The organism is Butyrivibrio sp. (assembly GCF_017635265.1).
Classification (GTDB): Bacteria; Bacillota; Clostridia; order Lachnospirales; family Lachnospiraceae; genus Butyrivibrio.
The window spans coordinates 1-23,969 of sequence record NZ_JAGBLU010000135.1 but is presented as its reverse complement, the minus strand read 5'-3'; the positions used below and the strand labels follow the sequence as shown (position 1 = coordinate 23,969).

Annotated in this window: 23 protein-coding genes; 18 read left to right on the top strand and 5 right to left on the bottom strand. The window is 39.5% G+C overall.

The genetic code is table 11. The annotated features are described in order from the left end of the window. Window positions 1–535: 535 nt before the first annotated feature. The 4 genes from J6O61_RS16705 (at window position 536) to J6O61_RS16690 (ending at window position 4,780) form a co-directional block, all read left to right on the top strand. Complete coding sequence (locus tag J6O61_RS16705; protein ID WP_292215455.1) at window positions 536–1,921, top strand: diguanylate cyclase domain-containing protein; 1,386 nt, start codon at window positions 536–538, stop codon at window positions 1,919–1,921. A gap of 23 nt (window positions 1,922–1,944) precedes the next feature. Further along, window positions 1,945–3,597 carry a sensor domain-containing phosphodiesterase gene (locus J6O61_RS16700; protein ID WP_292215454.1) on the top strand — a complete coding sequence of 551 codons (1,653 nt, stop codon included), beginning with the start codon at window positions 1,945–1,947 and terminating at the stop codon, window positions 3,595–3,597. After that, entirely contained in the window at window positions 3,598–4,335 is a 738-nt protein-coding gene (locus J6O61_RS16695; RefSeq protein ID WP_292215453.1) for a hypothetical protein, read from the top strand. A gap of 196 nt (window positions 4,336–4,531) precedes the next feature. Continuing rightward, complete coding sequence (locus J6O61_RS16690; protein ID WP_292215452.1) at window positions 4,532–4,780, top strand: hypothetical protein; 249 nt, start codon at window positions 4,532–4,534, stop codon at window positions 4,778–4,780. Between the two features lie 59 nt (window positions 4,781–4,839). Here J6O61_RS16690 and J6O61_RS16685 read toward each other — a convergent pair whose 3' ends face one another. Together J6O61_RS16685 and J6O61_RS16680 are read right to left on the bottom strand one after the other, a co-directional pair. After that, window positions 4,840–5,499 carry a YczE/YyaS/YitT family protein gene (locus J6O61_RS16685; RefSeq protein WP_292215451.1) on the bottom strand — a complete coding sequence of 220 codons (660 nt, stop codon included), beginning with the start codon at window positions 5,497–5,499 and terminating at the stop codon, window positions 4,840–4,842. A 1-nt stretch (window position 5,500) separates the two neighbouring features. Continuing rightward, window positions 5,501–5,698: a hypothetical protein gene (locus J6O61_RS16680; RefSeq protein ID WP_292215450.1), complete on the bottom strand. Its 198-nt coding sequence runs from the start codon at window positions 5,696–5,698 to the stop codon at window positions 5,501–5,503. Between the two features lie 205 nt (window positions 5,699–5,903). Between J6O61_RS16680 and larB the strand changes: the two genes are divergently transcribed. The 14 genes from larB to J6O61_RS16610 all read left to right on the top strand — a co-directional run bounded on the left by larB (window position 5,904) and on the right by J6O61_RS16610 (window position 21,658). Continuing rightward, window positions 5,904–6,674 (top strand): nickel pincer cofactor biosynthesis protein LarB, encoded by a 771-nt coding sequence (larB, locus tag J6O61_RS16675; RefSeq protein ID WP_292215449.1) that lies wholly within the window; start codon window positions 5,904–5,906, stop codon window positions 6,672–6,674. An 18-nt stretch (window positions 6,675–6,692) separates the two neighbouring features. After that, window positions 6,693–8,165 (top strand): 4Fe-4S dicluster domain-containing protein, encoded by a 1,473-nt coding sequence (locus tag J6O61_RS16670; protein WP_292215448.1) that lies wholly within the window; start codon window positions 6,693–6,695, stop codon window positions 8,163–8,165. Between the two features lie 54 nt (window positions 8,166–8,219). Beyond that, window positions 8,220–11,228 (top strand): response regulator, encoded by a 3,009-nt coding sequence (locus J6O61_RS16665; protein ID WP_292215447.1) that lies wholly within the window; start codon window positions 8,220–8,222, stop codon window positions 11,226–11,228. Between the two features lie 29 nt (window positions 11,229–11,257). Continuing rightward, window positions 11,258–12,016 carry a response regulator gene (locus J6O61_RS16660; protein ID WP_292215446.1) on the top strand — a complete coding sequence of 253 codons (759 nt, stop codon included), beginning with the start codon at window positions 11,258–11,260 and terminating at the stop codon, window positions 12,014–12,016. Between the two features lie 26 nt (window positions 12,017–12,042). Continuing rightward, a complete protein-coding gene (gene pyrF / locus J6O61_RS16655; protein ID WP_292215445.1) occupies window positions 12,043–12,969 on the top strand; it encodes an orotidine-5'-phosphate decarboxylase in 927 nt (308 codons plus the stop codon). 88 nt (window positions 12,970–13,057) lie between these two features. Continuing rightward, a complete protein-coding gene (gene pyrE, locus J6O61_RS16650; protein WP_292215444.1) occupies window positions 13,058–13,735 on the top strand; it encodes an orotate phosphoribosyltransferase in 678 nt (225 codons plus the stop codon). 11 nt (window positions 13,736–13,746) lie between these two features. Beyond that, on the top strand, window positions 13,747–13,899 hold the full coding sequence (locus J6O61_RS16645; RefSeq protein ID WP_292215442.1) for a hypothetical protein: 153 nt from the start codon (window positions 13,747–13,749) through the stop codon (window positions 13,897–13,899). Window positions 13,900–13,907: 8 nt separating this feature from the next. After that, window positions 13,908–14,267, top strand: coding sequence for a DUF6142 family protein (locus tag J6O61_RS16640; RefSeq protein WP_292215440.1), 360 nt, complete (start codon window positions 13,908–13,910; stop codon window positions 14,265–14,267). 3 nt (window positions 14,268–14,270) lie between these two features. Beyond that, complete coding sequence (locus J6O61_RS16635; protein ID WP_292215438.1) at window positions 14,271–16,373, top strand: aminopeptidase; 2,103 nt, start codon at window positions 14,271–14,273, stop codon at window positions 16,371–16,373. A 168-nt stretch (window positions 16,374–16,541) separates the two neighbouring features. Further along, complete coding sequence (purE, locus tag J6O61_RS16630; protein WP_292215436.1) at window positions 16,542–17,042, top strand: 5-(carboxyamino)imidazole ribonucleotide mutase; 501 nt, start codon at window positions 16,542–16,544, stop codon at window positions 17,040–17,042. Between the two features lie 43 nt (window positions 17,043–17,085). Then, window positions 17,086–18,111 carry a phosphoribosylformylglycinamidine cyclo-ligase gene (gene purM, locus J6O61_RS16625; protein WP_292215456.1) on the top strand — a complete coding sequence of 342 codons (1,026 nt, stop codon included), beginning with the start codon at window positions 17,086–17,088 and terminating at the stop codon, window positions 18,109–18,111. 45 nt (window positions 18,112–18,156) lie between these two features. Further along, window positions 18,157–18,801 carry a phosphoribosylglycinamide formyltransferase gene (gene purN / locus J6O61_RS16620; RefSeq protein ID WP_292215434.1) on the top strand — a complete coding sequence of 215 codons (645 nt, stop codon included), beginning with the start codon at window positions 18,157–18,159 and terminating at the stop codon, window positions 18,799–18,801. Then, window positions 18,798–20,081, top strand: a complete 1,284-nt coding sequence (gene purD, locus J6O61_RS16615) for a phosphoribosylamine--glycine ligase (RefSeq protein WP_292215432.1) — start codon at window positions 18,798–18,800, stop codon at window positions 20,079–20,081. Before purN ends, purD begins: the two co-directional genes overlap by 4 nt. After that, the gene (locus J6O61_RS16610) at window positions 20,078–21,658 is read left to right on the top strand and encodes an SH3 domain-containing protein (RefSeq protein WP_292215430.1); all 1,581 of its coding nucleotides are present in this window, start codon (window positions 20,078–20,080) and stop codon (window positions 21,656–21,658) included. Before purD ends, J6O61_RS16610 begins: the two co-directional genes overlap by 4 nt. Window positions 21,659–21,797: 139 nt before the next feature. On the opposite strand, the gene J6O61_RS16605 is transcribed toward J6O61_RS16610, so the two are convergent. The 3 genes from J6O61_RS16605 to J6O61_RS16595 form a co-directional block, all read right to left on the bottom strand. After that, the gene (locus J6O61_RS16605) at window positions 21,798–22,679 is read right to left on the bottom strand and encodes an aldose 1-epimerase family protein (RefSeq protein ID WP_292215428.1); all 882 of its coding nucleotides are present in this window, start codon (window positions 22,677–22,679) and stop codon (window positions 21,798–21,800) included. A gap of 1 nt (window position 22,680) precedes the next feature. Continuing rightward, window positions 22,681–23,553, bottom strand: a complete 873-nt coding sequence (locus J6O61_RS16600; RefSeq protein ID WP_292215426.1) for a helix-turn-helix domain-containing protein — start codon at window positions 23,551–23,553, stop codon at window positions 22,681–22,683. Between the two features lie 228 nt (window positions 23,554–23,781). After that, window positions 23,782–23,969, bottom strand: a 188-nt coding sequence (locus tag J6O61_RS16595) for a transposase (RefSeq protein WP_292215424.1), incomplete at its 5' end; no start/stop codon positions are given.

The window sequence follows — 23,969 nt, the reverse complement described above, 5'->3', positions numbered from 1 at the left end:
TCAAGGGTGGCGCACGCAGCCAATCCACTTACGCACATACAAAGGGAGAGTATTTCAGCGTAAGCATAATACTTTTTGCCGTAATACTCTCCCTAATACATCTTGGGATTAATAAGCTATCAAAAGGCATGTGTTCCTGATAAACATAGAACAGGTAATTCGGGTCTATCTTGGATATGCAAAAAATTGGTTCTTTGAAGTACATGTCCAATTTATCACATTGAAAAATACCGGAGTGAACAGAACTATGTCTACACTGTCAGTTCATCTGCGTCAGTTTACAAGAAAGTATGACTTTTTGAACTAAATTTCAGAAATCCGCATATACTGCGGATTTCGTGAGAATATGAGTAAAGAGTCAACCAAGCCTCATCAACGAAGTTGATTTAAATTGGCTTGGTTGATACAATCTTAAATTTTTAATTTAAGATTGTATGACTTGTGGTAACAAAGATACGTTATTCCATGATATAATTACTGTGTATAGCCCAAAAAACCACGGGATTTTGTAAATGACATATGCTTGGAGGTCCGAATGTCAAAAAAACGTAGTATCAGATTAGGACTTATCACTTTTACAGTCTCACTTATTATTACTACAATGATAGCGATAGTCTTTTTGAGCAATACCTCAAGAATAAGAAGAGAAAGAGCAACGTTTATAGCAGAATCCATTGCTAACAGAATTCAGACAGAAATTCAAAACAGGGAGTACATTACCAGAATTCTTGAAATAGAAGTCAGAAGCAGTAATGGTGAACTCACTCAGGATGCATTTAGTAAAATCGGTGAAGCGTTGTTTGATGATCACATTGATATAGTTGATATAACACTGGCACCAAACGGCGTTGTTAATTATATATATCCTTTGAATGGAGGAGTTTCGGAAAGAATTAATCTTTTTGAGGATTCCCAAAATGGAGCATATGTTGATAACAGTAAAAATACCGGTGTTGGTATTATAATGTCGCCGGTAAATTTATCTGACGGCAATTATGGCATTATTATCAGAAGACCTATTTATCTGGGGGATACCAAGAGTATAAATGACTTTTGGGGATTTGCTTCAGTAACGATTAATCTGTCTGACTTCCTTTCTGAAGTCAATATGAAGGGAATTGCCGAAGAGAACTATGAATACAAACTCATAGGCACAGATGTTATCACCGGAAAAGAACATATTATTATGGAATATTCCGGGAGAGAGCTTCTTTCTCCTGTTAATGCAGTTATAAGTACTGTTGGAGGAGGTTATTGGACTCTTTCAATCGCACCCATGGGCAACTGGATGGAGCTGTATGAGATTGCAGGAGTACTGATAATAGTAGTGACTATCAGCATTCTTTTGGCAATGCTTGTAGCGGCCTATTCATCTCTTAAGGCCAATGCCAAGGAACTTGAAGTTATGTCTTACAGGGATGCCCTTACTAATCTTTACAATCCAAGAAGTTATCAGGAACACATGGATGAAATTTCTAAAAAGAAACTCCCGTATGGACTTATATATATTGATCTGAATGATTTTAAGCAGGTTAATGACACCTATGGACATGAGACAGGAGATGCTCTTCTTAATATAGTTGCCAAGAGGCTTAAGAATAGTATCAAGGAAAAAGACAGAGCCTTTAGAATAGGCGGAGATGAATTTGCGGTTGTTATACATGGAACCCATGATAAAAAGTTCTTTGAAGGTGTTATAGCCAGAATGCGTGAAAATGTTGCAAGAGAGGTTATTATTGGAGACAACAAGCTCAAAGCATCTATCAGTGCCGGATATGCAAGGTGTCCGGAGGATGGAACCACATTTGAGGACGTTGTAAAAAAAGCTGATGATGCCATGTATTATAACAAGAGGCTTTTAAAGTCCAAGAGGCTTACAGGGCAGGATAACGGAAGAGTTACTGCCAGAGATTTTAGATAATCAGACAAACGGGGAGAGACTAAATGGGAGGCACATACGATACCATAAACAGGATTTTTGACACCTTTGCTGTGACATCCAGAAGCCGCTATGTCTTTGTTTATGACATGGAAAAAAATATAGCGAGGTGGTCCAAGAATGCAGTAGAATATTTTGGCCTTACCGGGGAGTATGTTTATAATGCAAGAAGTGTATGGGAAACCAGAATCCATGCGGATGATAAGGACAAGTATAATGAATATATGGATGCCGCGTTTATGGGGCAAAAGGTTGAGGCAAATATCGAATACAGAGCCAAAAACAGAAATGGCGAATTCGTAGTTTGTTCCTGCAGAGGAGTGGTAATTAAGGACTACGCAGGAAAACCTGTATTTTATGCATGTTCCATTATCAATAAGGGGATTGTGGACAATAATGATCCCATAACTCTATTACCCAATCAGTATGAGATGTTAAACCATATGAGAAGTCTAAAAACCATGAAGCATGAGTATATAATACTTATGATAAACTTCATTGATTTTGCGGACGTAAACAGAAAATACGGGTATATGAGAGGAAACAATATCTTAAGGGCTCTTGCAACTAAACTCAGGCAGGAGACTCAAGGGTGGGGAAAAGCCTATAGAGGTGAAGGAACGATAATGGCCTTTATAAGCGATACCATGGATATTGATGAGATAAAAAAACTATACGGAAGACTGAGAACATTTGTAAGAGATAATTTAAGCATTGAGGGAAAGAAGGTTGGTGCCGAAATAGGCGGAGGAGCCATAATTTCAACTGATTTTGAAATAGATGAGCATTCCATTTATACAAGTGCCAAGTATGCGCTGGATCATTCAAAGACTCAGAGGCATGGAAACCTTATTATTTTCCACAATGATCAGCTGGACAATAACAGGAGAAGTATAGAACTTGTTGATGCGGTAAGAAACTGTGTAATAAACGGATTTGACGGATTTCATTTGGAATACCAGCCTATTTTTTCTGTGACGGATAACAGGCTTGTTGGTATGGAAGTCTTTGTAAGATGGCAAAAAGAACCTTTTGGAGAAGTGTCTCCTTCTGATTTTTTACCATGGCTTGAGCAGGACAGCGTTTTTTATTCTCTTGGAAATTGGATTTTGGAAAATGCGCTGCGTGATGCCATCGGGATCAGAAAAGAAAAAAGAGATTTTTATTTATGCGTAAATCTGGCATTTATGCAGCTTGAACGATCAGATTTCAGGACTACCCTTATTGAAATTTTAAGAAAAATAGGTTATCCTGCTACAGGCTTGTGTCTTGAACTGGCCCCCAGTAGCAGGCAACTTGGACTGGAACATTTAAAGAGCCAGATTGAGTTTTTGAAATCCTGTGGAATCAGGATAGGACTGGATGTTTCGGATTTTGCATCTCTTGATTATGTAAGACATCTTCCGATCGACCTGATAAACCTTGTGCCGGCAGTAACAGGCGGAATTGCCGGTAATCTGTCTACCAGGTATATGGTGGAGGCAATTACATCTTTTACCCACAGGCTGGGAATCAGGACCTGTTACACAGGCATTGAAGATGAGGAAACTCTTAATATTGCCAAGAGCTATCCGATATCAGAGATGATGGGCTATCATTTGGGCAGACCATCCAAAATAGATAATTTTAAAGAATTATACCTTGAAAAGAGGAATTAAATGAGCAGAACCTTTCGTTATATTCAAAATGATGATGTCTTAAAGTCTTTTAACGAGTTTAAAGATACCATTCTCGCTCAAAGACCGGTTGTTATTGCACGTCATGGTGATTATTCACTTTTTCTCATTCGTGTATCTGACGGGGAACTGGAGCTTTCCATCGAGAATACTGCAAAAAAATCTCGTGTTGAGAGTAGAAACTACGTTATTTCCGATACTACCGAGGCTCTGGTGTCACGAGGAGTAAGACATGCAGTTCAAAAGATGGCAGAGCTTAGTGATGAGGACATAAACAGGAAAAGACTACAGATCTGGAAATGGTATGTCATGGACTGGCAGAAGGCCAATGCAGACAGAACACAAGAGTTTATGGATAAGGAACTATCCTGGGATGATGACGCGGCTGACGGACGTAATGAAATCCTTGATATGGAGAGCTTCCTTCATGGCGAATACTTAAATCTGGGCAACACCATAGGGCTTATTGAAAGATATCTTAAGGACGACAAGCATAAAGAAATGTTTAAGAGCTTTGCCATCAACGATATTATGGAGATGACAAGCGAAGATACGAAGGATAAGTCAATTGCTGAGGCAGAGAGACTTAACCGTCTTGGTGGTCCCAAAAAGCATACATATCAGTTTATGGTAAGTGTAGAAGCTACAGATAAAGAGCATGCCAGACAGGCGCTGCTTAATTATCTGGCCGGAGATGATCGCATAAAAGTGCAGAAGTGAAACTTTATTTCATAAAATTTTAATAATTCAGAGGGCTGAAGTGTCTACCATTTCATAAGGCGTTGGTATATAATGTACCCATTAGATGAAAAAAACGGTGTAGAGATACAATAGGTTGAGGGGCCTTTTTCCAGGTGCTTTGCATGCCGTATCATCTGATGAAAAAATATTTCTTATGAGATGGAGGAATTTAATAATGAGACGTTCCGCAAAGACTAAAACAGGCTTGAGTCAGAGTTGCATAGCAATTATGACTGATGCTATCAAGGCAAAGGAGCAGAACTTATCATACGGCAAATTCAAAGCGCTTGATATGTTGGGTGCTGAAAGTGTGCAGGATGAGGATGCAGAATCTGAGTACACAGTTCATACAACCGATCTGGTACGAAGAACCAAGCATACTGAAGAAAAGAAAGCTGTAGCTTTTGTAAAGATCAGAGCATAAGACAAATTTAAAACAGATAGGAGCGTTTGCTTCTATCTGTTTTTGATCTTAATTATAAATCATAAGTGAAATACGAGTTTGTTAAGCTCTTTTCCGACGGCAGTAATAACAGGTCCGAGGAAAAGTGCCATCAATACTATTCCAATATTCGGTGTTCCGCCAAATATTATTCCGACTATTATAACTAAAAAGTCATATGCCATTCTGATATAGGTGAAAGGAATCTTCTTAAACACTTTATCGGATAAAATTTGCGGCATTGCATCATAGGGAGATACGCCCATTGCTGCATTGATATAAAATGATACGGCGATTATGAAACAGAACAGTGCAAGAACAAAAATAACTGCTCTTGAAGGAAAAGCTGTAAACCATTCCGAAGGAATTGTTTTACCCCATACCCAGCAGAAAAAATCCGCGATGTATCCGACAAATACCATGTTGGCGATTGTTCCAAATCCTATATATTTTCTTCCCCATATACATACAAATATGAAAAGCACAAGATTTAATGCCAGTTGCCATGTTCCTAAAAGAATCCCCAGTTTTCTTGAAATAGTGAGATTCATAAATGTACATGGATCAGTTCCAAGGTCAACCTCTATAAGAAACGACAGGAAAAATCCCATAAGGAAAACGCCGATAAGCATCAGAAACAGACGCTTTGTAAAATCTTTTTGTGAAAAGTATTCTCTGGCCCAATTTTTGATGGCATTCATGTTATTTTACCTCGTGCAGCGCGTAATATGTATTTTTGTAGTTAATGAGAACCGGAGCACTCGCAAATGCTTCATCTCCGATGTAACATCTGTCAGCTTCTTTGTCAAAAGTGTATTTTCTTCCTTCACTGTCGTGTTCGTTGATATATACAAGGGCCTGCTCCAAAGATTCATCCCCTTTACAAAGATGTATATTCATACAAAACCTCCATTGATAAAAAGTAAAAGCGAAACTGATTATACCACAATTTTGAGGTTTAATCAGTATGTGCTCTTTTATGATTCTTTAATAATTATTTATAGAGGTATTATGGTAGAATAATATAGACGAATAGCGGTTACAGACCAAAAAACGGACAGTAACTGTTTTTGAGCGACAAAATGGGGATTTGAGGAGAGCAGGAATGGACGAAAAAGCCATAAAAGAGCTTTTGGAATCTGTAAAAAAGGGTGAGAGTTCTATTGATGATGCTGTTCTTAAGTTAAAAGAAGCACCGTTTGAAGATATGGGATTTGCAAAGCCTGATTTTCACAGGGGACTGAGACAGGGAAGCCCGGAGGTTATATATGGTCAGGGCAAAACACCTAAGCAGATTTTAGAGATAGCACGTAAGCTTTTGTCACATGGGCAGGAAAGCGTGCTTATAACAAGAATGTCTCGTGATGCCCGTGACTTTTTTTTACAAAATAAAAAAGACGATACACTAAATCTTAGCTATGACGAACTGAGCAGGATTGGTATCGCGGGAAATGAGCCTGACAAATCAAAAGCGGTCGGGAAAATCGTGGTTGCCACAGGCGGAACAAGCGATATGCCTGTAGCTGAGGAAGCTGCCAGAACTGCAGAGTTTTTGGGAAATAATGTAGTGAGACTTTATGATGTCGGGGTAGCGGGAATTCACAGGCTTATCAACAAAGAGAGTATGGAACAGATAATGAGCGCCAATGTTATCATTGCCATAGCCGGCATGGAAGGGGCTCTTGCAAGCGTAGTGGGCGGAATGGCAGACTGCCCTGTTATTGCAGTTCCTACAAGTGTTGGGTACGGAGCTGCATTTGGAGGACTTGCAGCACTTTTATCCATGCTCAATTCGTGCGCCAGTGGGGTTAGCGTTGTCAATATAGATAATGGATTTGGTGCCGGATATCTGGCAAGTATGATAAACAAGAGATAAAAAGTTGGGAGATTTTTTATGGTAACAAATGACGTTAGTATGAATCGTTTTAAACACAATATTATGGAGCAGGTCTGCAGACTGGAATGGGAGGGCAAAAACGATCCCGAACATATTGAAGAGCTTGTTCTTAAAATTATTCCGGGTCCGAAGCCTTCCTACAGATGTTGTGTCTATAAGGAAAGAGAAATTGTAAGACAGCGAATACGACTTGCTCAGGCAAAGAGTCCGTCGTATAACCCGGATTCGGAGAATATAGTACAGGTTATTGATCCGGCCTGTGATGAATGCCCTATTTCTGCATATTCCGTAACGGATAACTGCAGATTTTGTATGGGTAAGGCATGTCTTAATTCTTGTAAGTTTGGAGCAATAACACCGGGTGATACACATATGCATATAGACCCTGCCAAGTGTAAAGAGTGCGGAATGTGTGCAAATGCATGCCCGTATAATGCAATCGTTCATCTTGAAAGACCTTGTAAGAAGGCATGTCCTGTAGGAGCCATTACTTACGATGAATACGGCTACTGCAAGATTGATGAAGATAAGTGTATCCAGTGCGGTCACTGCATACATAGCTGTCCTTTTGCAGCTATAGGCAGTAAGACCTTTTTGGTTGATATCATAAAAGAAATAAAGGCAGGCAAAGAAGTTATTGCCATGTGCGCACCGGCAACAGAGGGGCAGTTCGGTGAAGATATATCCATGGCTTCAATAAAAGAAGGTCTTAAGAAACTTGGATTTTCTGACATGGTTGAAGTAGGACTTGGCGGCGATATGACGGCAGCCTACGAGTCTGAAGAATGGACTGAAGCTTATAACAGCGGACATAAAATGACAACTTCGTGTTGCCCTGCATTTATAAATATGTTAAAAAAGCACTTTCCTGATCAGTACAAAGACAATATGTCAAGTACCGTTTCACCAATGTGCGCTATTTCAAGATATCTTAAGGCCACAAGGCCCGGATGCGTAACTGTTTTTGTGGGACCTTGTATAGCCAAAAAATCTGAGGCGCAGGACAAATCCGTTGAAGGAAATGCTGATTATGTTGTTACATATGGTGAACTCAGAGCACTTATGAGATCAAAAGATATTACGTTTGAGCCTGTCACTGATTCTTATCAGGAATCTTCAATATGGGGAAAAAGATTTGCGACAAGTGGCGGAGTAGCAAATGCAGTAATAGAGTGCATGCAGGAAAGAGGTGTGGATACTTCGGGACTGAAGCTTTTAAGGGCAGCAGGCGGAGCCGAATGCAAAAAGGCACTGACTCTTTTGAAGGTCGGAAGGCTTCCTGAAGATTTTATAGAAGGAATGGTATGTCCGGGAGGATGTGTAGGCGGCCCATCCAGGCACAAGCATATCACTGAAATCAACAAGGCCAGAGAGGCGCTGCTTTCAAAAGCGGATGAGAGAAAAGTTTTGGATAACCTGAAAAATTATCCTATGGATAAGTTTTCAATGCATCGTGATGGTCACATGTGAAAAAACTTAATGCTACTGCTTGGGAACCAGGCAGTAGCTACTTTAGAGGCTTATATGAAAAATAACAGGAAGATATCGGAAAAGGCACTGATTAATTTAGTTATGATCTTTTTGGCATCGTTTTTTACGATTGCTTATACCAGACAGATTTTGTATGTAGATGAAATGAATCAGGTTCTGGCCGGCATTTATTATATCTTCAAGTACATTCCTATCATTCTGGTCACAGCTCTTGGAGGAGCGGTGCCCGGAATGTTTAGTGTTCTTATTGTTTTTATTTATAAGTCTTTTGCATACAGTAGTTTTTCGTATTTGTGTTTTATATATCTGTTAGTTTCTCTGATTGTTGATGTATTTGCCAGAAAACGCTTATTTTCAAATGTTCCCGGGACAATTTTAACTGCAATTTTTTTACAGCTCTTAACAGGAAATTTCTGGGGAGTTATTCTTGTGCTTTTGGCTCGTCAGGATTTGCTTAAATTTACGCCTGAGTCAGGAGTGTTGTTTTTTCTGAATGAGGCACCCGGATGCTTTGTTGGGTGCTTTGTTGTATATGCACTTTTCAGATTTCTTTCCGATGATAAAAAAATTAAACTTGGAAACGGGAAATTTTACGTTGATCCGGCAATGCTGGATGAAGATGAAAAATATGTGGTAGAGGGCAAATCCAAAATTGGAGCGGTTGTTATGCAGATAATCGTTTTTGAGGCAATTGTCCTTGGTATTTCTGCGGAGCTGGCTTCCAATACCCTGATTCCCACTATGAAAGTTGATGTAGCTGCGTTGGAAGAAAGCTCTGGCGAGAATTGGGATGATATCACCAATGCGGAGATGTTGGAAAGTAAAGTCAGCGCATCCATGATGGAAGAGACTCTTATAAGCACGCGGGAACTTGAGCTAAACGGCTACAGGCTTAGAAGTACAGCCTTTAGTGTAAAGCTGGCAATGCTTATTTCCATTATAGTTATTCCGCTGGCTGTTTTTGTTAACAGATATGCCCAGGCCAGAATTGTAAAGCCCATAAGAAGCTTGTCGAAAGCTGTGACCGGAATTTATAATTCCACGGATATTGATATTACCAAGAGTGTAAAAGAGGTTCATAATCTCCATATTCATACAAATGATGAAATAGAGGAACTTTATCATGCGGTAGATTTGACCATTTACAGGCTGATGGAATATATAGAGCTGGTAAAAACCAGGCAGAATATAGAAGATCAGCTCAATATAGAAAAAAGTGCCAATGAAGCAAAGTCGCGGTTTTTATCTAATATTTCCCATGAGATAAGAACACCTATCAATGCAGTGCTCGGTTTTGATGAGATGATCCTAAGAGAGAGTAACGACAGTACAGTAATACAGTATGCCAAAGATATACAGAGTTCCGGTAAGACTCTTCTGGCTCTTATAAACGATGTACTTGATTTTTCAAAAATTGAAGCCGGAAAGCTTGAAATCATACCTGTTGAATATGAACTTCGCTCCCTTATAAATGATGTGGTCAATATGGCCAGAGTAAGGGCCGTTGAAAAAAATCTTGAGTTTAATGTAAATGTTGAAGAAGAGATTCCTCACGTGCTCTATGGGGACGAAGTACGAATAAAGCAATGCATCATCAATATTGTGACCAACGCCATTAAATACACCGAGGTCGGAAACGTTACTGTTGATATAACCTATGACAACGCAGAAGCGGAAAATTCCGATGATTTATTCGAGGAAAACAGGATTCTTTTGAAAGTAAAGGTAACTGATACCGGAATTGGAATCCGTGAGGAGGATATTGAGAAACTTTCGGGAGCCTTTGAGAGAATTGATGAAAAGAGAAACAGGACCATTGAAGGATCGGGACTTGGAATAAACATTGTCAACAGCCTTCTTGCAATGATGAATTCAAAGCTTATAGTTAAGAGTGAATATGGAAAGGGAAGCGAATTCTCTTTTGCCGTAGTACAACAGGTAGTGGATATAGAGCCTATTGGGAATTTTAGTCAGGCATATAATGAGGCGGTGAGAGATACCCACGATTATCGTGAGACCTTCCATGCGCCGAATGCCAGGATACTGGTAGTTGATGATACCAAGACCAACTTAACTGTTGTGGAAGGGCTTTTAAGGAAAACACAGATAACAGTCGACACGGCAACAAGCGGTATGGAAGCACTTGAAATGGTATCCCAAAATAAATATGATATTATCTTTTTGGATCACAGAATGCCTGAAATGGATGGCATACAGACTTTCCATGCAATGGAGGAAATGTCGGGAAATCTTAATAAAAAGACACCGGTTATAGCTCTTACAGCCAATGCGGTATCGGGCTCAAGGAAAATGTATGTAAAAGAGGGCTTTACCAACTATATGTCAAAGCCTGTTGATCCCCTTAAGCTTGAAGATATGATAATGAGCTATCTGCCTTCTTTTAAAGTTTCAAGGCCCGGAGATAAGGATTTTGTTTCCAATGAGGAAAAGGAAGAAGAGACAGACAGAGAGGCAATGCAGGATATCCTTAAGATAAACGGTGTTGATGTGGAATCTGCAATTGCCAGATGCGGTTCTGCCGAAGTTGCCAAAGAAGTCATGAAAGACTTTAAACTTGCCATTGATGAAAGGTCGGGACTCATTGAAAGATACGAGTCTGAAGGCAATATAAAGAATTACACCATTTATGTTCACGGACTTAAGAGCTCAGCAAGGGCAATCGGAGCGCTGGATCTTGCTGACAGAGCAGAATACCTTGAACAATGCGGAAATGATGGAAATGTGGATGAGATAAAAAAGCTTACTCCGGAGCTTTTGGAATTGTACAGAAGTTATAACAGTAAGCTTGCGGTTTTAACTCAAGAGGAAGATATAGATAAGCCTGAAATCGATGCGGATGAGCTTGAAAGTGCCTATGCATCCATAAAAGAATTTGTTTCAGCTTCGTACTTTGACAGCGCTGATGATATAATGAAAATGCTACAAGAGTACAGAATTCCCAATGAGTATGCTGCTAAACATAGTGAAATCAAGAGACTTATGGGAGCGGTTGACAGAGATGGTCTTTTGAATATATTGTAATAGTAAGCGAAAAATCGAAAGGAACCAATATGGAAAAGAAAGTATTCCTGATAGGTCATACAAAGAGCTTTATGGTCAATGCAATTGTTGTTGGCCTTCAAAAAGAAGATTACGAAGTAATAAGTGTTGCTCCTAAAGCAGGCGCTATAAAGGAAATAGAGGATAAACCACGCATATACCTTTTGTATCTTGGCGATATGACAATGGATGATACAGATCTTTTTAAGTATTTGAACGAAGCTATTGATTCGGAAAGGTTTATGCTTTATCTTATTGGAAACAGGGATGAGCTTAATCTTGCTCTTGAATATATTGCCAAGGAGAAGGTTCAGGAAACATATTTGAGACCTTTGGACGTAAAGCTTCTTGCGGAACACCTGGATTCCGTGGTAGAATACAGCGCAGTTGATGAGAGTATGAAGAAAAAGATACTCATAATAGATGATGACGGTGCTATGCTTAGAATGATGAAGACATGGCTTTCTGTGAAATACCATGTTTATATGGCAAGCTCGGGCAAAATTGCGCTTTCTTTTTTAGCTCAGAATCCTGTGGATCTGGTTCTTTTAGATTATGAGATGCCGGTTATGAGCGGACCTGAAGTGTTAAAAGAAATCAGGAACAGTGTGAAGATGAAACATACGCCTGTTATATTCCTCACAGCCAAAGATGATAAGGAAAGCGTAATGAAGGTAGTAAGTCTTAAACCTGAGAAATACCTTCTTAAATCCATGCCAAAAGAAAAGCTTACCGGCGCTATCGACGACTTCTTTAAAAGTCGTAAATGATAAATAATAAAAAAGGAAAAAGTTAAATGATTTCAAAGCTTATTGACAGAATTGAAAAGACAGGTGCACCAATTGTAGTGGGACTTGATCCCAAACTTGATTTTGTTCCGGAAACTATCAAAAAAAGATGCTTTGAGGAAAAAGGGGAGAATTTAGAAGGAGCTGCAGAGGCTTTCTGGCAGTTCAATAAGGAGATTATCGACAATATTTATGATCTGGTTCCTGCCGTAAAACCTCAGATTGCTATGTATGAGGCGCTTGGACTTCCGGGACTTATGACATTTAAGAAAACAGTTGATTATTGCAGAGAAAAAGGTCTGTTGGTAATCGGAGATATAAAAAGAGGAGATATTGGCTCTACATCAGAGGCTTATGCTGTTGGTCATCTTGGCTCAGTCAAGATAGGTGACAAGATATTTAGAGGATTTGACGAAGATTTTGCTACGGTTAATCCTTATCTTGGTTCCGACGGTGTTAAGCCTTTTATTTCGGTCTGCAATAGCGAGGACAGAGGTATTTTTGTGCTTGTTAAGACTTCCAATCCATCAAGCGGAGAATTTCAGGATCAGAAAATAGAAGGAAGACCTTTGTATGAGCTTGTAGGTGAGCAGGTAGAAAAATGGGGCCTTGATTCTATGGATGGTTCATACAGTAATGTCGGTGCTGTAGTCGGAGCTACCTACCCTGAACAGGGTAAAGTTTTAAGAGACATCATGCCACATGCATATATACTGGTTCCTGGCTATGGCGCACAGGGCGGCAAGGGCAAAGATCTTGTTCATTTCTTTAATAAAGACGGACTTGGTGCGATTGTTAATTCTTCACGTGGTATTATTGCTGCCTGGAAGAGCGAAAACTATAAGCAGTTCAGCGATGGAAAAGTCGGTGAGGCGTCAAGGGCAGCGGTTCTTGATATGAAAAAGGATATAGCTGATGCTCTTGCAGACAGATAATATAAAACTTGATTTAGCTCTTTTTAAAATTGTGTATACATAACATAGGTGTTATAATCTAAAAAAGCTAAAAAAGGAGACTTTTGGGATGGAAAGATACAAAGAAGAATTCATTGAATTCATGGTTGATAGTAATGTTCTTAAGTTTGGAGAGTTTACTTTAAAGAGTGGAAGAAAATCGCCCTTCTTTATGAATGCCGGAGCTTATGTGACAGGAGCCCAGCTAAAAAAGCTTGGCAATTACTATGCAAAGGCTATTCATGATACCTTTGGACTTGAATTTGATGTTCTTTTTGGACCTGCATATAAGGGAATTCCGCTTGCTGTAGCAACGAGTATGGCAATCAGTGAGCTTTATGGAAGAGAAATCAGATATTGTTCTAACAGAAAAGAAATTAAAGATCACGGTGACAAGGGGATACTTCTTGGCTCCAAGCTAAGAGACGGCGACAGAGTGCTTATCATTGAAGATGTTACAACTTCAGGCAAGTCTATAGAAGAGACAGTTCCTATTATTCAGGAACAGGCGGACTGCGATATTGTCGGACTTATGGTATCGCTTAACAGACAGGAAAAGGGTCTTGAGTCAGATCAGAGTGCCCTTGAAGAGATAAAAGAAAAATATGGCTTTAGTGCATCTGCTATCGTTAAAATGGATGAGGTGGTAAGTTATCTTTACAATAAGCCTATTGATGGAGAAGTTGTTATAAACAAGGATATCAAGAAAGCCATTGATGAATATTACGCTGAATACGGCGCAAAATAAGGGGGATAACAATGGACGAGCAGACATATAAAGTTCTTGGAAACTGTGGGGCGGTTAATATCGCCTTTGGCGTTATTTCTATAGTTGTGGGAGTTTCAGTTGGGGTGCTTCTGATTATCAGCGGTGGTAAGCTCCTCGGAAGCAGAAAGAAAATTATTATCTAAGTGGTAAGATGGGTAAGCTAAGCTTTATTAGATTAAAGATTAAGAAACTTGAACCGGTAAGAGACAGATATATGTTTACCGACAACAGACATCCTGAGAAGGGAATTATGTCTACTGTACTTGGTGTACTGTCTGTTTCAGCACTGGTTCTGGCAGTATATTTTTCATATGTTAATAATGGGCAGGCTATTATGAGATACGCCGCAGCGGCATTTGTTGCGGCGATATTTTCATGTATAGGGCTGGTGCTTGGAATAATGTCCAGATTTGAAAAAGATATTTTCAAATTGTTTCCAAATCTCGGGATAGCACTGAACCTAGTAGCCTTCCTTTTTGTTGTTTTTATTTTGATATTAGGATTGGGATAAGGAATGAGTGAAGAGCTTTACTATGAATTTGAAAATGATGGCGAAGTGATAAATGAAAGATATGAACTTGCCATTTCCAGAATAAAAGAAATAAAAAATGAACATTTGGAAAACGCAAAGTTTGACGATTATTTTAAGAAGGTTGCTTCTTTTATTGAAATGATGGATGAAACCTTGAACTGGGCTATCAGCGGAGGAAAAGAAAACGATTCGCTGGAAGAGTTAAAGGCAAGAAATAAAGCCCTGTATGAGGATATACTTCCGGAAAATTACGCAGGCTCTTACGGTAATCCGGAGTTTGTAGTAAAAGAACTTGGAGAAGAATTTGGGAGAATCCTTTCAAGCCTTTATTTTGAAATAAGATCAATGATTCCAAATGCTTTTGAACTAAATAAATTTGACATGGTAATAAGATCCGAACTCTTTTTGGAAGTGTACGGTGCATTTGCTTCTGTTGAAAACGGAAACCTTCCTGAATATGAGAACATAAGACAGATAATGTACTGGTTTTACAGTGATTATGCTGAAGATGAGAGAAAAATCAGGTTTGCTCAAATGGTGGCTCCTACTTCCGACTATGCAAGGGATATCATTATGGACAGCGACCTTTCGGATCTTCGTTATTTGTATAGGTTCGGTGAATATATTACGGACAATGAGCTAAAGACTGCAGAGCATTTAAGTTCTTTATCTCAGGAGGAAATCGATAAGCTTGCTGATACTTACACTGAAGGATATCGCATAGGCTTTGCCATGACAGGCAAAGACATTACTATAAAGAAGACAGCGGCTATAGTTTATGAACTTGGGTTTGAGAGAATTGTAAAAAAAGCAATCACCAATTTCAGAGACATCGGGCTTGAGTCCAGTATTTACAGGTCATGCCTTAACGGTTTTACAATGCTTGGCAGTGCCAGAAGATCAGGATATACAGGTGCTGTTCCCAATAAGCAGTTTGACTATGACCACAAGGATGATGATGCGCTTTTCCTTGATGGAGCTCTTGTTACAAGGCGTCTTGAGGCAATGAGAGCAGCAGGAGAGATGTACAAAAAAGAAGCTAAAGTATATGGAGGTCCGGCTGTAATTGAGACCTTCGGAGAAAAGCCTTTTTCGCCTGTTCCCAAAAAGGATGCTATTCGATATGATGATGCGCAAAAAAAACTGCTTAGTGAGTTCAAGATTCAGAACAGCCTTATTATGAATGAATATGTAATAGGCAAGGAAAGAAGCTTTACAATCATTGCTTTCCCCGTTCCTGAAATAGGACCAAGGTTTTCTGAAATCTTCAACGAAGTGGTTCGGATAAACACACTTGATTACAAGCTGTATCAGGGCATTCAGCAAAAAATAATAGATGCGCTTGATGAAGCGTCCTATGTTGAAGTCAAGGGAATGAATGGCAACAAAACAGATATGAAGGTTATGCTTCATGAGTTAAAAGATAAAGCTCACGAGACCAACTTTGAAAACAGTGTTGCTGATGTAAATATTCCTGTCGGAGAGGTATTTACTTCTCCTGTTTTAAAAGGAACCAGGGGAACACTTCATGTATCCGGAGTATATCTTAATGGATTACTGTTTAAGAATCTTGAGATTATCTTCGAAGACGGATGTGTAAAAGATTATAATTGTTCAAATTTTGATTCCGATGAGGAAAACAAAAAGTATATTAACGACAATATTCTTTTTAATCACAAAACTCTTCCTATTGGTGAGTTTGCTATCGGAACCAATACAACTGCATACCAAATGGCGAGGGACTACAATATAGCGGATAAGTTGCCTATTCTTATAGCCGAAAAAACAGGACCGCATTTTGCCGTAGGTGATACCTGTTACTCTCACGAAGAAGACAATATCACATATAACCCTGATGGAAAGAGCATTATTGCGAGAGATAACGAAATCTCTTTAAATAGAAAGACTGATCCTGATAAAGCGTATTTTAGCTGTCATACGGATATAACTATTCCTTATGATGAGCTTGGAGAAATCAGAGCGGTCAAGGAAAACGGAGAGGGAATCGTTATCATTCAAAACGGAAGATTTGTTCTTCCGGGAACTGAAGAGCTTAACGCACCAATTCGCCTGGCTGACCAATAAGATAAACTGTTAAAAGACCAGTATTTGATGCACTATAGGAAAAAAGGAAAAGTAGCACAATATATTGTGTTATGCTATTATATCATTGAAAAAAAGGAGCCGGATGCCGTTAGTATACTTACGGTATCCGCATCCGACCTGAACTTGCAATTATGGAGGAGACTTTAAATGGCACAAGTTGGAATTGTAATGGGTAGTGACTCAGACATGCCGGTAATGGCAAAGGCAGCAGATATTTTAGAGGAGCTTGGAATATCTTATGAGATGAGGATCATCTCAGCACACAGAGAACCGGACGAGTTCTTTGAATATGCCAAAACTGCGGAAGAAAAAGGTTTTAAGGTAATCATTGCGGGAGCGGGAATGGCAGCACATCTTCCGGGTATGTGCGCAGCAATTTTTCCAATGCCTGTTATCGGAATACCTATGCATACAACTTCACTTGGAGGTCGTGATTCTCTATATAGCATTGTTCAGATGCCAACAGGAATCCCTGTAGCTACAGTTGCTATAAATGGCGGAGCAAATGCCGGAATCCTTGCAGCCAAGATTTTGGCTACATCAGATTCGGAACTTCTGTCTAAATTGAAAGCATATACCGCTTCCTTAAAGGATGGTGTTGTAAAAAAAGATCAGCATCTTCAGGAAGTCGGATATAAGAATTATTAATACTTATTATAAAAATACAGAAAAAGAGGAGTTTATTATGGCACTGGATTACAAGAAAGCTGGCGTTGACATTGAGGCAGGTTACAAGTCTGTAGAGCTTATGAAAGCTTATGTAAAAGAGACAATGAGACCTGAAGTTCTTGGAGGACTTGGTGGTTTCTCAGGAGCTTTTTCATTAAAAGATATAAAGAACATGGAAGATCCGGTTCTTTTATCAGGAACTGATGGTGTAGGAACCAAGATTAAACTTGCTTTTCTTTTAGATAAACATGACACAATAGGAATTGATGCAGTTGCAATGTGTGTTAATGATGTTGCCTGTGCCGGTGGTGAACCACTGTTTTTCCTTGACTATATAGCTTGTGGTAAAAACATTCCCGAAAAAATAGCAGCAATCGTAAAGGGAGTTGCAGAAGGCTGCAAGCAGTCTGATGCTGCTCTTATTGGTGGTGAAACAGCAGAACATCCGGATCTTATGCCGGAAGATGAGTACGACGTAGCCGGATTTGCAGTAGGTGTAGTTGACCGCAAGGATATGATTGACGGAAGTACCATTAAAGCAGGTGATACACTTATCGGTGTTGCATCTACAGGTGTGCACAGCAATGGATTTTCACTTGTACGTAAGGTTTTCGATATGACCAAGGAGAGCCTTGATACATATTATGATGAGCTGGGGGCTACTCTTGGAGAGACTCTTTTAACTCCAACAAGGATTTATGTAAAGATGATGAAGTCCATCAAGAATGCAGGGGTTAAGGTTAAGGGCTGCAGCCATATTACAGGTGGCGGATTCTATGAAAATATTCCAAGAATGCTTCCTGAAGGAATTACTGCAGTTATTAAAAAAGACAGTTACGATATTCCTCCTATTTTCACTCTTATGCAGAAAAAAGGTGAAATTGAAGAGCAGATGATGTACAACACTTACAATATGGGACTTGGAATGGTACTTGCTGTTGATTCAAGTGATGTGGATGCTGCTTTGAAGGCAATTGAAGCCTCCGGAGATAAGGCATGGATCGTCGGCGAAACTAAGGCAGGCGAAAGAAAAGTCGAACTTATTTAACAACATGTTGTTTTGTCAGTAAATATATAAAATGGTGGTGTACGTATGAAAATTGCAGTCATGGTATCCGGCGGAGGAACCAATTTACAGGCAATCATAGACGGGATAAAGGATGGAAAAATTACTAACACAGAGATTTGCCTTGTGTACAGTAATAATCCGGGTGCATATGCTATTGAGAGGGCCAAAAATGCCGGAATTCCTTATGTGGTAAAGAGCCCAAAGGAATTTGAGACCAGAGACGATTTTAATAAAGCTCTTTTACAGATTCTTAAGGATGCGGATCCTGATCTTATAGTATTGGCAGGATGTCTTGTGGTTATTCCTGAAATTGTTGTAAAGGAGTTCAAAAACAGAATTATTAATATACATCCGTCACTTATCCCATCCTTTTGTGGAACCGGATACTATGGACTTAAGGTACATGAGAAAGTTCTTGAAAGAGGAGTTAAAGTTTCGGGTGCCACAGTTCATTTTGTGGATGAGGGAACGGATACAGGACCAATTATTTTGCAGAAGGCAGTTTATGTGAGAAACGATGATACTCCTGAAAAACTGCAAAGGCGCATAATGGAACAGGCTGAATGGAAAATAATGCCACTTGCTATTGACCTTATTGCAAATAATAAAGTCAAAGTTGTAGATGGCAAGGCTATTATTGACGGGTATGAGGAGAGTATTTTAGGATGAAGGTTTTAATTGTTGGTGGAGGCGGAAGAGAACACGCCATAGCAGAAGCAGTATCAAGAAGCTCACAGGTCGATAAGATTTATTGTGCACCGGGTAACGGTGGAATTGCAGAACTTGCAGAGTGTGTGCCTATTACTCCAATGGAGTTTGATAAGCTTGTAGCTTTTGCCAAGGAAAAGGAAATTGATCTGACAGTCATCGGAATGGATGATCCATTGGTAGGAGGCATTGTAGATGCCTTTGAGGCAGAGGGACTGCGTGTATTTGGCCCCAGGAAAAATGCGGCTATCCTTGAGGGAAGCAAAGCTTTTTCCAAAGATCTTATGAAAAAATATGGTATTCCAACTGCTGCGTATGAGACTTTTGATGATGCAGACAAGGCGATTGAATATCTTAAGGCAGCCAAGTTCCCTATAGTTTTAAAGGCAGATGGTCTAGCGCTTGGAAAGGGAGTTTTGATCTGCCAAAATTATGATGAAGCTGTTAGCGGTGTAAAAGAGATAATGCAGGATAAGAAATTCGGAGATGCCGGAAATCATATGGTTATCGAAGAATTTATGACAGGAAGAGAAGTGTCAGTTCTGTCGTTTGTTGATGGAAAGACATATAAGCTTATGTCATCAGCTCAGGATCATAAGAGAGCCGGTGATGGTGATACAGGTCTTAATACAGGCGGAATGGGTAACTTTTCACCTAGTCCTTTCTATACAGAAGAAGTTGATAAGTTTTGCCGTGAACATATTTACGGCAAGACTGTGGAGGCTATGGCTAGTGAAGGCAGAGAGTTTAAGGGAGTTATTTTCTTTGGACTTATGCTTACAGAGGATGGACCTAAGGTTTTGGAGTATAATGCCAGATTTGGTGACCCCGAGGCCCAGGTGGTGCTTCCAAGACTCAAAACTGATATAATAGACGTGTTCAATGCATGTATAGATGGTAAACTTGCTGAGACAGAGCTTGAATTTGAGGATAAGGCTGCAGTTTGTGTGGTACTTGCAAGTGAGGGATATCCTGTAAGCTATGAAAAGGGCAAGCTTATTACAGGTCTTGAAAATTTCAAAGGCAAGGAGGGGTATTATTGCTTCCATGCAGGAACCAAAGCTACTCCGGAGGGGATAGTTACAAATGGCGGTAGAGTTCTTGGTGTAACAGCAAAGGGTGATACACTTGCAGAGGCTCGCAAAAAAGCCTATGAAGCTACAGAGTGGGTTAGCTTTGAAAACAAGTATATGCGTCATGATATTGGAAAGGCTATCGATGATGCGAAGGAGGTAAAATGAAAAAAAATAAGGGAAAGAGAATTGGGAACGTAGTACTTTCACTGATTGCCGGTTTGGTTATTTTTACCGGAGCAGGACTTACTGCATTTGCTTATACTGAAACAACAGGTACTGTCAGTCAGGACAATGTTAAAGTCAGAGAATCTGCAAGTACAACGGCAACACAGGTTTCAAGTTTAAAAATCGGGGATACAATAGATATTGTTGATGAAGAAACAGATGCTTCAGGATATGTCTGGTACAAAATCAGAGTTAACAAAAGCGAGTATGGATATGTAAGAAGTGATCTTGTTAAAAAGTCAGGCTCGTCTGATAGCAGCACAAGTACTACAACATCAACTTCGACTTCAACTACAACTGAAGCTAATGCAGCGGCTGCTTCACTTCCTGCAACAACTGTAACTGCTACTGATCAAAAGAGTGCAACAGCTGTTGATAATTGTAAGGTTCGTTCAGGGGCCGGTACAGGATATGAGCAGGTTGGAAATCTTACAAAGGGTGATTCTGTAACAATTACAGGAGAGGCAACAGGTACTGACAGCAAGACATGGTATCAGATTACATATGGTGCTAATGCAAAAACCGGTTTTGTAAGAAGTGATTTGCTGAACATAGTAGAGACAGCTCCTGCTGAAACTACTGAGACTGCAGAAAGTACTGAAGGCGATAGCGCTGAAGCAGCAAATGCTGAAGTGGCTGAAGGCAGTGAAGGCGAGGAAACTTCAGAGACTTCAGAAGCAGAGCAGTCACAGGAAGCAGAGACCGCTCAGGTCGGAGATGGCTCTTTTGAACTTAAATATGAAGATGATGTATGGTATCTTTATGACTATGAAAAAGGTCAGAGAGTTCAGGTTGAGCAGCTTATTGAAGTTGCGGAATCAGTTCCTACTGTTACCAAGCAGGCAAACACATTTAAGAAAGTTGCCATAGCGCTTGGAATTGCCGTTGCTGCGCTTATTATCGGTATTATTATCCTTGCTCTTAAGCTTAGAGATTCTCTTTACTATGAAGATGAGGAAGAAGATGAAGATGAAGAGTATGATCGTTACTCAGCAAGCGATAAGAGACGAAGAGGTGAAGATGAGGACGATGCTTCTGGTTCAAAGAGACGTCTAAAAGCTGATGAAGAGGAAGAAAAAGGACGCAGATCCTTTAGAAGAACCTCTGAGGAATCTTCAAGAAGAGAGGCTGAATCAGGAAGAACTGTACGTCCTTCAAGAGAGGATAGAGCTTTAAGTGAGAAAGCTTCAAGATCTGATAGAGTATCCAGAAGGAATACAGATGATGACAGAACAGTAAGACCTGAGAGAAATGCAGATGACAGAGCATCCAGAAGAAACATGGATGATGATCGTCAGGCAAGGCGTTCCAGAAGAGATGAAGAGGATGATCGTTTTTCAAGAAGATCTGAAGAGCGTGCATCAAGACGTATCCGTCAGGCACAGGAAGAAGCAGAGGACAGAGTCTCAGCATCAAGAAGAGATGAAGCTCAGGAGGAGTCACCTCGCAGAAGAGCTAAAAACTTTATTGGCGAAGATGATGATTTTGAATTTGAATTCCTTGATTTGGACGATTGATGTTCTGATATGTAAAGCTTTGGATAGGCTACATATTGCCTAAAGGAAATGATTTGATAATTCAGATGATGAATATGTTTCATATTGCGGTGTAGATTAGCTTCCCTAATCTACACCGTAATTTTATATGCAGATATATTTAGCTGATTTTAATTGTATACTCTGTTTTTTTCGACTGTCCGGGGGCAAGGCGCTGTTCACAGTATTTCTCGGGAAGTTCTCCGTCAAAGCCTTTGTTATCGCATCTGCCGATCCATGGTTCGAGACAAACGTAATGTGCCTTAGTGCTTGGCTTTGACCAAAGACCAAAACTTGGGAAACCTTCACAGTTCATAGTGATATATGGTTTTCCGTCAGGTGTGCATAGACTTACCTCATCTACCTGACAATCATCAAATATAAGTGCGTCCTTATCAAAAAGATGCTCATCAATATCAAGGTATCCATCTTTTAATTCCAGCGTATTTGGGTTTTCATAATCTACCTCTCGGGTTTCCTGGATAATTAGAGAATACTTTAGGCTGTTTTTAGAGAACTTAACTTTATAATCTGTTTTCTTTTCATCTTCGAAGATAGGACAGTTAAAAGCGGGATGACCACCGATTGAGTAGTATAAAGGTTCAGTATCTGATGGATTTATAACCTCCCACCTGACTCTTATGGTATCTCCGTCAAGTATATGTGTGATTATGAGTTCAAAATCAAACGGGTATTTCTTTTTGGCTTCTTCATCAGACTTTAGGATAAAGCTGACTGAATTTCCTGTTTTTTCAAGAAACTCGAAATCCATATCTCTGGCAAAACCATGAGAAGACATGGGATATTCTTTGCCTTTGTATTTGAAGACTCCTTTATTAACATTACCTACTATAGGGAAAAGAACCGGTGCATGTCTGTTCCAAAATGTTGGATCTGCCTGCCACAGCAGTTCTTTGTTTCTTTTTTTGTCAAATATGCTGCTAAGCTCTGCTCCGCGTACAGCAACACCTAACTTTAATAATTCATTTTCTAAGTATTCCATATTAGTTACTCCTTTGATTTTGTTTTCGGAAATGAAGAGGTGTCATTCCGAATTCTTTTTTAAAACTGCTGGTCATGTTACCCGGATATGAAAATCCACATTCAAGTGATATGTCCATTACAGATTTGTTTGTGGTTAGAAGAAGATTCTGAACATGCTTTAGCCTTGTGATGCATAGATAATCGGTAAAGTCAGAACCAAGCTGTTTGGCAAATATGCGGGAAAAATATGAAACGGAGTAGCCTGAAACGGCGGCAACTTCATCTATTTTCAAGGGCTTCATATAGTTTTTTTCTATGTAGTAAACAGCTTCCATGATAGGCCCAGTCAGTTCACTTTCATGGATAGTTGCTTTGGTGCTGTCAAAGTGACCTTTTTCATATATTTCCAAAAGAATATATGTTAAGAGATTCTGGAGTCGATATCTTGAAATTGACCCTTCAGACATATCGAGTCCGTTTTTTTCAATGGCATTATACATTTCGTATATATCCTGTGCCATCTGAAATATTTTAATCCTGTCAGCATCGGAAAAAGAAATCGGGGGATATTTGAATATTTTTTCCATAATCTGTGAACCAATGCTTTCAGTCATATCCGCCACGAAGTCAGGAGAAAATTTTATAAGAATACTGACATAGTCAGAGCTTGAGGCCGGTATTGTTCTGTGGTACACAAAAGGGCGCATTGCTCCGACAAAGCCTGCATGAAGCGAAAAATTCATCTTGGGAGTGATTATCCTTCTGTCTCCTTTTATCATAAAGCCAAGAGAATAATGATCTGATGCGACCTCCATAGATGGCATTTCGTAGTCCGATGAGATTTCTCTGTATGCAACTGTTATTTGTTTACCCTTGGGAAGAGGAAGAGCCATTTTTTCTCCTAATATGTTCGTGATTGTGTTTTTATAAGACTGGTCAGAAAAAGTTGTTGACGATTAAATGTTTCTGATGGTCTGAATGTTTTAGCTGATTTACATCTGCATTAGAAATATGACATAAAATGATTATTTTTGCAATGAATTTGAAAATTTTAGATAAGAAAATTATAACAACGTGCGAGAAAACCCCTTCCGATGAAATCGGTTGTGGGATGAATCGCACTAGCTTTTCTTTCTGTATTTCCCAGTCTTAATGTATTTGCGTTTGTGTTCTTCTGTTTGCTGATCTTCGATGTATTTCTTAACGGTATCAAGAGAAACGCTTCCGGTAGTTGCACAAAAGTAACTTGCGCTCCAGAAGGGTGAATCTCCCCAGAGGTATTTCTCAACGTGTGTTCTATATGTATTTC